At 67.0% G+C, this 9,988-nt stretch carries 10 protein-coding genes; 2 read left to right on the forward strand and 8 right to left on the reverse strand.

Annotated elements, in window-relative coordinates; all coding sequences use genetic code 11:
• Positions 1-1,048, forward strand: a 1,048-nt coding sequence (locus LPZ50_RS16410; RefSeq protein WP_230662679.1) for an amino acid permease, incomplete at its 5' end; no start/stop codon positions are given.
• Here LPZ50_RS16410 and LPZ50_RS16415 read toward each other — a convergent pair.
• From LPZ50_RS16415 to LPZ50_RS16435, 5 genes are all read right to left on the reverse strand, one after another.
• Positions 1,025-1,459 (reverse strand): nuclear transport factor 2 family protein, encoded by a 435-nt coding sequence (locus LPZ50_RS16415; RefSeq protein ID WP_230662681.1) that lies wholly within the window; start codon positions 1,457-1,459, stop codon positions 1,025-1,027. The genes LPZ50_RS16410 and LPZ50_RS16415 overlap by 24 nt on opposite strands.
• Positions 1,456-2,043 (reverse strand): HD domain-containing protein, encoded by a 588-nt coding sequence (locus tag LPZ50_RS16420; protein ID WP_230662695.1) that lies wholly within the window; start codon positions 2,041-2,043, stop codon positions 1,456-1,458. Before LPZ50_RS16420 ends, LPZ50_RS16415 begins: the two co-directional genes overlap by 4 nt.
• 44 nt (positions 2,044-2,087) lie before the next feature.
• Positions 2,088-2,828: a sulfite exporter TauE/SafE family protein gene (locus tag LPZ50_RS16425; protein ID WP_230662683.1), complete on the reverse strand. Its 741-nt coding sequence runs from the start codon at positions 2,826-2,828 to the stop codon at positions 2,088-2,090.
• Between the two features lie 178 nt (positions 2,829-3,006).
• A complete protein-coding gene (locus tag LPZ50_RS16430) occupies positions 3,007-5,130 on the reverse strand; it encodes a bifunctional 2',3'-cyclic-nucleotide 2'-phosphodiesterase/3'-nucleotidase (RefSeq protein WP_230662685.1) in 2,124 nt (707 codons plus the stop codon).
• 99 nt (positions 5,131-5,229) lie between these two features.
• The gene (locus LPZ50_RS16435) at positions 5,230-6,141 is read right to left on the reverse strand and encodes a LysR family transcriptional regulator (protein ID WP_230662687.1); all 912 of its coding nucleotides are present in this window, start codon (positions 6,139-6,141) and stop codon (positions 5,230-5,232) included.
• A gap of 130 nt (positions 6,142-6,271) precedes the next feature.
• Here LPZ50_RS16435 and LPZ50_RS16440 point away from each other — a divergent pair, with 130 nt between their 5' ends.
• A complete protein-coding gene (locus LPZ50_RS16440) occupies positions 6,272-7,438 on the forward strand; it encodes a mandelate racemase/muconate lactonizing enzyme family protein (protein WP_329957669.1) in 1,167 nt (388 codons plus the stop codon).
• A 207-nt stretch (positions 7,439-7,645) separates the two neighbouring features.
• On the opposite strand, the gene LPZ50_RS16445 is transcribed toward LPZ50_RS16440, so the two are convergent.
• From LPZ50_RS16445 to LPZ50_RS16455, 3 genes are all read right to left on the reverse strand, one after another.
• Positions 7,646-8,506, reverse strand: coding sequence for a GNAT family N-acetyltransferase (locus LPZ50_RS16445; RefSeq protein WP_230662689.1), 861 nt, complete (start codon positions 8,504-8,506; stop codon positions 7,646-7,648).
• 61 nt (positions 8,507-8,567) lie between these two features.
• A complete protein-coding gene (locus LPZ50_RS16450) occupies positions 8,568-9,356 on the reverse strand; it encodes a heme ABC transporter ATP-binding protein (RefSeq protein ID WP_230662691.1) in 789 nt (262 codons plus the stop codon).
• A partial coding sequence (locus LPZ50_RS16455; RefSeq protein WP_230662693.1) for a FecCD family ABC transporter permease occupies positions 9,356-9,988 on the reverse strand: 633 nt, incomplete at its 5' end. The genes LPZ50_RS16450 and LPZ50_RS16455, both read right to left, overlap by 1 nt.

Genomic DNA, 9,988 nt, shown 5'->3' on the forward strand with positions numbered 1-9,988 from the left:
CGAATTCTGGTTCGCGCTGATCAAGGTGGTTGCGGTCATCGTCTTCATCGGCCTGGGCGTGCTGATGCTGCTGGGCATTATCCGCGGCGGCGAAACCGGCGGCTGGCAGAACTGGACGGTGGGCGATGCCCCCTTTGCCGGCGGCTTCGCCGCCCTGATCGGCGTGGCCATGGTGGTGGGTTTTTCGTTCCAGGGCACCGAACTCATCGGCATTGCCGCCGGCGAATCCAAAGACCCGGCGCGCAACATCCCGCGCGCGGTGCGCCAGGTGTTCTGGCGCATCCTGCTGTTCTACGTGCTGGCCATTGGCGTGATCGGCCTGCTTATTCCGTATACCGACCCGCAGCTGTTGCGCAACGACGTCACGGACATCAGCGTCAGTCCGTTCGCGCTGATCTTCGACCGGGCCGGTCTGCTGGCGGCGGCTTCCATCATGAATGCCGTGGTGCTGACATCCGTGCTGTCGGCCGGCAATTCGGGCATGTACGCCGCCACACGCATGCTGTACGCCCTGGCATGCGAAGGCAAGGCGCCGGCCCTGTTCGGCCGCGTATCGTCCAGCGGCGTGCCGGTGCTGGCGCTGCTGGCCACCACTGCCGTGGCCGCGCTGTGCTTCCTGTCGTTCGTGTACAGCCCCAACGCGGTGTACATCTGGCTGCTGAACACATCGGGCATGACGGGCTTCATCGCCTGGCTGGGCATCGCCATCAGCCATTACCGGTTCCGCCGCGGCTACGTGGCCCAGGGCGGACGGCTGTCCGACCTGCCCTATGTATCGCCGTTCTTTCCCTTCGGGCCGGTGTTCGCCTTCGCGCTGTGCCTGGCCATTACCCTGGGCCAGAACTACCAGGCTTTCCTGCAGGACCGCATCGACTGGGTGGGCGCCGGAGCCACCTATGTCGGCATTCCGCTGTTCCTGCTGATATGGGCGGGCTACCGCCTGGCGCGCGGCTCGCGGTTCGTGCGGTATGGGGACATGACGTTTCCGCTGGGCGAGCCGTCAGGCCGGCCCGGCGCGGCGGCATCAGACAATGCCATGCTGCCTTAGCAGCGCCTGCTCATCGCCCGACACCCAGCCGAACACCTTGGGCTGGCCGTCTTTTTCCTGCATCAGGTAGTGGACGTCGAAGTCGATGTTCAGGTCTGCCTGGCCCTGGCGCGCATAGGTTGCGGTCCAGGCGACGTGGGCCACGCAGTGCAGGCCGTCGATGGCGGACAGGCGCACCGCGCGCACGCGCATGGCTTTGGTTCCCAGGGCCCGATAGCGCGCATAGCCCTGCGCCATCGCCTGCTTCAGCTGTTCGTCGTTCTTCCCGGCCGCGACGCCAGCCGGCGAGGCCGCGATGAATTCCGGCGCGTACAGGGCCGCCAGCTCGTCCAGGTCCAGGTCGCCGCCCAGCGCCCGGTTGAAAAATCGCTGGTAGCGGTCGAAGAATGCCTTGGCCTGGGATTCCTTCATTTGCCTTCCCCTGTGAAATGCTGGCGCACCCATTGCTCGCACACGGCCCAGAGCCGCGGGGCGCCTTGCTGAATGGCGGGGCCGTACCGCGAGAAAACCTGTTCCATGGAAACACCGCCTGCCGTCCAGGTGCCTCCGCCGGTGTACACATTGATCAGCAAAGGCTGGAAGCGGTCCAGCGCCTTGGCGAACTTCGCGTCTGCGGTTTCGGCGCGTTCGAACTCGCGCCACAACGCCAGGAACTGTTCGCCTTGCGGCTGCGGCAACAGGCCGAACAGGCGCTCGGCCGCCCTGGATTCCAGTTCGGCCTGGCGTGCGCTTGAACCTGCGCCATGAATGGGAAAATCGCCGGCGTCGATCTCCACGATGTCATGCAGCAAAAGCATCTGCATGACCCGGTAGGTGTCCACCGGCCCTTGCGCATACTCGCCAAGTACCAAGGCGTACATTGCCAGGTGCCACGAATGCTCCGCGGAATTTTCCTGCCGGCTTCGGTCCAGCAGCGGCGACTGCCGCAACACGCTCTTCAGCCTGTCGATTTCCCGCAGGAAGCCCAGTTGTCTTTCCAACGTGGCCGGTTGCATGGTCATGTGAGCCCCGAATCGATTCCCTTCGTGGCCGGCGGCATTCATGCCGTCAGGCCACGCACCAACAGCGCGCTGCCGGTGGCCAGCAATACCAGGTGCAGCACGCGTATGAATTTGGCGCGGTCCAGGCGGTGCGCATAACGGTTGCCCAGGTACACGCCCAGCGCCATGGCGGGCAGCATGGTCAGCGACAGCCCGATGACATTCCAGTCGGAATACTTGCCCGCCACCACGAAAAGCCCGACGCGGGTCACCGCGCTGATGGCGATCATGGCGGTCTGGCTGGCCCGGATTGCCCGCGGGTCGTCCAGCCGGCGCATCAGGTAGATGGCATACAGCCACGCGCCCGCGCCGAACAGGGCGCTAAGAATGCCGCCAGAGAAACCATACCACCACGCCCAGCCTGTGCGGATGGGCGCCCGCCGCGCCGGGCTGCGCATGCCGCGCAGCGCATACAGCACCACGAAAGCGCCCAGCAGCACCATCAGGGCCTTCATGGGAATCACCAGCAGCAGGTACGCGCCCAGGACCAGGCCGGCCAGCATGGCCGGCAGCATGCGCAGAACTTCCTTTTTCGCGAGATGCGCACCCAGTTTCATGCCATTGCCGATCGAGGCCACCAGGTCCAGCAGCGCCTGCGCGGGAATCAGGGTGGGCAGCGGCACCACCTGTGCCACGATGGGTGCCGAAATCAGCGTGGTGCCGAAGCCGACCATGGCAAACACGGCGTATGCCGCGATGAAGGTGGGTGCGGCGATGAGAAGCACGTCAAGGTCGGGCATGGGGTGTGGCGGTTATTGGCTGGGTATCGGCTGTGGTGCAGGAACAGCCATCCAGCGTGGCAACCCGGCCCGATGGCAGGTGGCCATGATACTTGCCTGGCGCGAACCCCGCTGTCCGGGGGCGATGTGCGCATGGCCTCCTGGCGGCCGGACGGGTTTGCCGCCCGGCCGCCGCCGCTCAGTTCGCCTGCGCCAGGTCGATGCGATAAACCGCCCGGCCTTCGCCCGATCCGTCGTCCGCGCTGGCCAGGGCAATGCCCGTCAGCCCCGCGGCCGAGGCCAGGTTCAGTGAATCCTTGCCCGACTTGAACAGCACCGCGCCGGCCGTGGTTACCGGCGTGAAGCGCCAGCTGCGGGCCGAGCCGTTAGCGGCGCGGGTGATCTGCGGGTGGTCTTTGACGTAGTTGATGACCACGTCGCGGTTCGCATCGGGCGAGGCGTAGATAATGTCGAACGCCTTGCCTTCGCCCAGGATGTAGCGCGCGCTGCTTTCGGCGCGATAGTTGTTGGTGGCCACGATGAAGTCCTTGCCCGCAACCGGCGCGCCCAGGTGGGTCAGGTTCTTGATGCGGCTGCCCGGGGCCTGGGTGACATCGATCTCGTACCGCAGATCGGGCGTGGTGAACATATCGAAGTTGTACCCGGCGAAGGCGGATTCACCGGCCGGCACCTGGCCCGTCTTGGTGTCCTTGATCAGCCACTGGTCCTGCGTGGCGCCGGGGTCGATACGGTTGAAGCGCAGCGCGGCGTTTTCCAGCCACAGTTTCAGTTCCGCGCCCGTGACTTTCACCGCGTACACGGTGTTGGGGTACAGGTACAGGTCGGCGGCGTGGTAGATGGCCAATGAACCCGCGGCCACGTCGGTGTAGTCGCCCCCGCCCTGGAAACCGGCCTTGAAGGGCGCGCTGATGGACAGTACCGGCAGGCCCGCGTACTGCGGCAGGTTGGCCGCCACGTAGTCGGCCACGTAGGCTTGCTGTGCCTGGTTCACCAACTGGATGGCGCCCGGGTCGCCCACGTCGGCGAACAGGGTGCTCATGCGGAAGTCGGATGTACCGATGGGGGTTTTTACATAATTGACGGCGGCGTCGTGCTGGGTTTGCACGGCCGCGGCCACGGCCGCGTCGGGTTCGACGTATTCCGTTTCGCCCTGGGCATTGGTGGTCTGGATGGTGCGCACTTCAACCTGCGCCTGCGACTTGTCGATCTGCCAGTCTTTGCCGTCCCACTGCAGGGTGTAGTCGATCACGCCCAGGCCCTTGCCCCACGAGCTCGCCATCACCGCGGGCACGCCATGCACCGTGCCCGCGGCGTTGTCCACGCCGGCGTAGATGTAGGCGGGGCGGCTGCCCTGGTCCGGAAACACGCCATGCTGGTGGCCCATGATCAGGCCGTCGATGCCGGGCACCTGGGCCACGTACAGGCCGGGGTTCTCCATGTCGGCGGAATAGCTGGCATCGCTCATGCCGCCATGCAGCAGCACGAACACCAGGTCGGCGCCGTCGGCGCGCGCCTGGGCCACGTATTTTTCCGCGGCTTCGCGGCCGCCGCTGACGGTGACCTTACCTTCCAGGTAGCGCTTGTCCCAGTTCATGATGCCGGGGGTGGTCAACCCCACCACGCCGATCTTGATGGGCAGGGTGACCGGGTCGCCGTCTTCCTGGGTGGCGCTGATCTCGCGGTCAAGAATGACATAGGGCGCCACCAGTTCCTTGCCGCTGGCCACGCTGTGCACGTTGGCCAGGGCCATCGGAAAGCCCGCGCCCTCGCATTTCAAGGCCGGGTCCACGCCGGCCACTTCCAGGCCGCCGCCCAGGATCTGGTTCAGGAAAGGCAGGCCGTAGTTGAATTCGTGGTTGCCCAGGGTGCCGGCGTCGTATCCGAACAGGGCCATGGCCTTGTACATGGACGACTGCGAACTGCACGGAAGCGGGGAAACCTGGGCTTCGTAGTCGGCCAGGGCCGTGCCCTGGATGGTGTCGCCGTTGTCCACCAGCAGCGTGTTGGGAAATTCCTCGCGCGCGGCCCGGATTAGGGTGGCGGTGCGTTCGAAACCGTAGCTGGGGTCTTCGGCCAGCTTGAAGTAGTCGTAGCTGCGTATGTTGAAGTGCAGGTCGGTGGTGGACAGCAGGGCCAGGTTCGCGGTGGCGCTTTCTTCCTGTCCGGTCGGCGGCGGTGCGGTGTCGTCGTCGGAATCGTCGTCGCTGTTGCTGCAGGCCGCAAGCGAGCCTGCCAGTATCAGTGCCAGAAAGGCCCGCGGAAAGCGTCTACGGGGGTCGAAGAAAGGCGCGCGCACAGACATCGAATGCTCCTCGGTTCGGTGTGGGGAATCGCCGCCGAGTATTCAGGCCGTTGCTGACGCCGTTGTGACGGGTTGGTGTCGCGCAGGTGAAAGTGTGTATCAAATGTCGACGTGGGCCGCCACGGCCGCGCGCCAGAAGGCTTCGGCGGCGGGGGCTTGCGCGGCGGCGGCCCGGAACAGGCGGATGTCGGCAGCCAGGTGCCAACGGTCGTCGCCGGCCGGCACCAGTTGGTGTTTATCCAGCTCGGCCTGCACCAGGCTGTGCGGCAGCCAGGCCACGCCGCGGCCGTCCAGCGCCATGCTTTTCAGGACGGCGGCCAGGTGGGCGGTGAACACAGGTTCGACGCGCGCGCGCTGCAGCACCGGGCCCAGCAGGGCGCTGACCAGGCGGCCCAGCCCCGATTCGCTGCTGTAGGCCAGCATGGGCACCGCTTTGCGCCCGCCTGCCGCCAGCGCGTGCCGCGGCCGGCCCGCGCGGTCGGGGGCACACACCGGTACCAGGGTGTCGGTGCCGATTTTCAGAGACTGATATGCGGGCGGCGCCAGGCGGCCGGGCGCCTGGGGGTGAGTGTGGCATAGCAGGAACTGCACGCGGCCTTGCTGCATCCAGGTTTCGCACTGCTGCAGCATGTCGGATACCAGCTGTATCGGCCCGATGGGGGTGCGCGACTCCAGGCCGCGCAGCCATTGTGGCAGGAAGGTCAGCGACAGCGCATGGGTGGCGGCGAAGCGCAGCGTGGCGGATCCGGCGGCGGCCACGGCGCGGGCCTCGTCGGGAACGCGGGCGATGCGCCCCAGGATTTCCTGTGCCGTGGTCCGGAACCACACGCCGGCGTCAGTCAGGGTGACGGGATGGGTGCCGCGGTCGAACAGCGTCACGCCCAGCCAGTCTTCCAGCGCGCGGATGCGGCGGCTGAAGGCGGGCTGGGTCATGTGGCGTTCCTGCGCCGCCCGCGAAAAGTTGCCGCTGGCGGCCAGGGCCAGGAAATCTTCCAGCCAGGACAGGTTCATGGGCGATGCCTACAAAGCATGAAAACAGAGAAAAACGGCATTGGCCCGGCCCGCCGCATGGCCCCGATAATACGCTGCATCCTCTGCATGGGCGGCGTGTGCCGCCCCGACTTTACCGGGAACCCTGGCCATGAAGATCGTCGACATCCGCGAATCGACCCGCCCCATCAAGTCCAACATCCGCAATGCATACATCGATTTCTCGAAGATGACGCTCAGCCTGGTGGCGGTGGTTACCGATGTGGTGCGCGATGGCAAACCGGTGATCGGCTATGGCTTCAATTCCAACGGCCGCTACGGGCAGGGCGGGCTGATCCGCGACCGCTTCGCGCCGCGCGTGCTGGAGGCCGATGCGGCCAGCTTGCTGGACGACACGGGCGAAAACATCGATGCGCACAAAGTGTGGGCCTGCATGATGACCAACGAGAAACCCGGCGGCCATGGCGAAAGGTCGGTGGCGGTGGGCACCATCGACATGGCGGTGTGGGACGCGGTGGCGAAAATCGCCGGCAAGCCGCTGTACCAGCTGCTGGCCGAGCGCTACGGCAACGGCCAGCCCAATCGCGACGTGTTCGTGTACGCCGCGGGCGGCTATTACTGGCCCGGCCAGGGTCTGGACGGCTTGCGGCGCGAAATGCAAAGCTATCTGGACCGCGGCTATTCGGTGGTAAAGAAAAAAATCGGCGGCGCGTCGCTGGCCGAAGATTGCCAACGCATCGAAGCCGTGCTGAAGCTGCTGGGCCCGGGCCAGCGCCTGGCCGTGGACGCCAACGGCCGTTTCGATTTGAAGACGGCGGTGGAATACGCCAAGGCGCTGTCGCAGTACGACCTGTTCTGGTACGAAGAGGCGGGCGATCCCCTGGACTACGCCTTGCAGGCTGAGCTGGCCAACCATTACGACAAGCCGATGGCCACGGGCGAGAACCTGTTTTCCATGCAGGACGCGCGCAACCTGATCCGCTACGGCGGCATGCGCCCCGACCGCGACTGGCTGCAGTTCGATTGCGCGCTCAGCTACGGCCTGGTGGAATACCTGCGCACCCTGGACATGCTGAAGGAAAACGGCTGGTCACCCGGGCGCTGCATTCCGCATGGCGGCCATCAGATGTCGCTGGCCATCGCGGCCGGGCTGGGGTTGGGCGGTAACGAGTCTTACCCCGACCTGTTCCAACCCTATGGCGGTTTTCCCGATGGGGTGCAGGTGAAAGACAGCATCGTCACGTTGCCGGAACTGCCGGGAATCGGGTTCGAAGGCAAGGCGGACCTGTACGCCGAGATGAAGGCATTGGCGAGCTGATCGGCATGGTTCGGTGTCTGGCACCCTGACGGGAGCCAGACACCTGGCAGCGCCCACGCAGGCGTAAGTGTCTGGCTCGTCTCCACCTACGCGTAAGCGCCTTGCACTTTGCTACTCAGGCGTAGGTGTCAGGCTCCTTGGCGCTCCAGAAGAGCAGGCAATGGCAACCGTGCAGCGGCGCCAAGGTGCCTGACACCGCCCGGTCCTTCACCCCATCGCTTGCGACACCAGCGCGTAAGCCCGATAGCGGCTGTCTTTCATCGGCTGCGGGCCGTGGGCCATGATGGTGGAATAATCCACTCGCGGCAGCCCATGGCGGGCCAGCCAGGGCCCCAGTCCCGATGAAGCCGCGGTATCCACGCGCACGAACTCGCCCCTGTATTGCGCCAGCCAGTGATGCACCAGCGCCTGCGCGCTCGGCAGGTCCGGCGCGATGACCGGGCCTATCACCCATCCAAACCCCCAGCGGCGCACCACGGCGTAGCCAACCGCGCGGCCGCCCCGTACCAGCACCGCGCCGCGCCCCTGCCGCATCAGCATATCGATCAGGCGTTCGCGTCGCATGCCCGTGGCCGCGGCATCAAGGTCCACGGCCCAATCGCGGTCGCTGGCGGCCAGGGGCCGAAGGGCCGTGCCTGGCGGCAGGGCGGCCGGCGCCGGCAGGTTGTCCGGCAGCACTGCCTGATGCTGCTGCAGCAGGCCCACCACGCCGAACCCCAGTCTTGCATAGACCCCTGCTCCTTCCGGAGTGGCGTGTAGCAGTGCGCCCGGCGTGTCGTGGCGTTCCAGGGCGCGGGCAACCAGGGCGCTGCCTATGCCATGCCCTTGATACGCGGGCGCCACGATGATCTGGCCCAGGGTGCTGCCGCCCTGGTAGTTCCAGCGCAGCGCCACGCCCGCCATGTCATCGCCGTGCCACGCGGCTTCGCCCGCGCCCAATCCCAATGCAAAGTGCCAGTCTTCCAGGCGGTGCGGCCAGCGCAGCGCGGCCGACAGGGCATGGGCCTGCGGCAGGTGCCGGGGCTCCAGGGGGTGGTACTGGATGGCAGGGTATGGTGCGCGCGGCACGGGGGTCTCCTTCACGACAGGCGCAAATGGTAGACCACGCACGCGGGGGACGCCGCGCGGCTCAATGCGGCAGCACCAGCAGCCGCCCAGGCAAAGTGGGGTGGGGCAACACGTCGGCTTCGATGTCGTACACGGTGCGTAGGTTGTCCGGCGTCAGCACCGATGCGGGCGGGCCGTCGGCCACCACGGTGCCGCCGCCCAGCAGCACCACCCGGTCGCACCAGCGGGCCGCCAGGTTGATGTCATGCACGATCACCAGCACCGCCACGCCCTGCTCATGGGCCAGGGCGGCGGTGGTGCGTAGCAGTTCCATCTGGTGCTTGGGGTCCAGGCTGGATATCGGTTCGTCCAGCAGCAGGTAGCGCGGCGTGCCCGGGTCGCGCTGCGCCTGGCATTGCGCCAGTACGCGGGCGAATTGCACGCGCTGCTGTTCGCCTCCCGATAGTTCCGGGTAGCGGCGCGGCGCCAGGTGCGGCACGCCGGCCAGCGCCAGCGCGGCTGCCACCAGTTCATCGACTTCCACCGGATCCAGTTCGGGAAACGGATAGGCTCCCATGGCCACCACTTCGTGCACGCCCAGGTCGAAGGTCAGCGATGGTTTCTGCGGCAGCACGGCGCGCTGGCGCGCCTGGTGGCGCAGGTGTAGCCCCGATAACGCCACGCCGCCCAGTTCGATGCCGCCCTGGTCGGCGGGCAGTTCGCCGGCCAGGGCAGCCAGCAGGGTGGATTTGCCCGCGCCATTGGCGCCCAGCAGGCCCAGCACCTGGCCGGGTTCGATGGACAGCGACACTTCTGAAAGAATGCGCGCGCCACCGCGCGACAACGACAGGTTCTTGGTGCGCAGGCTCATCAGAATCGGCGCCCCCGTGCCAGCAGCCATAAAAAGAAGGGCCCGCCCACCAGGCTGGTGACCAGCCCGATGGGCAATTCGGCGGGGATGACCACGATGCGCGCCAGCCAGTCGGCCAGGGTCAGCGCCAGCGAGCCGGCCAGCATGGAAGCGGGCAGCAGCCAGCGGTGGTCGGCGCCCAGGGTCATGCGCACCAGGTGCGGCACCACCAGTCCCACAAAGCCGATGCCGCCGGTGGCCGCCACCAGCGGCCCCACGATCAGGGCGGTGGCCAGCACCAGCTTGTAGCGCACGGTGACCAGCGCGAAGCCCAGGTGCTGCGCTTCGCGTTCGCCCAGCAGCAGGGCGTTCATGGCGCGCCATTGGCGCATCAGCCAGAACGACCACAGCAAGGTCCAGGGCGCCAGGAAGGCCAGCAGGCCCCAGCTGGCGCCGGCCAGGCTGCCCATGCTCCAGAACGTCAGGTCGCGCAGTTGCGCATCGGTGGCCAAATAGGTAAGCAGGCCGATCAGGCTGCCGGCCACGGTGTTGATGGCAATGCCCGCCAGCAGCAGCCCGGCCACGCCCGATACGCGGCGGCCCACCGCGTAGGCGGCGCCGGTGGCCAGCAGGCTGCCGGCGAACGCGGCGGG

The sequence above is a fragment of the Bordetella petrii genome, from assembly GCF_020991325.1.
Lineage (GTDB): Bacteria > Pseudomonadota > Gammaproteobacteria > Burkholderiales > Burkholderiaceae_B > Bordetella_A > Bordetella_A petrii_E.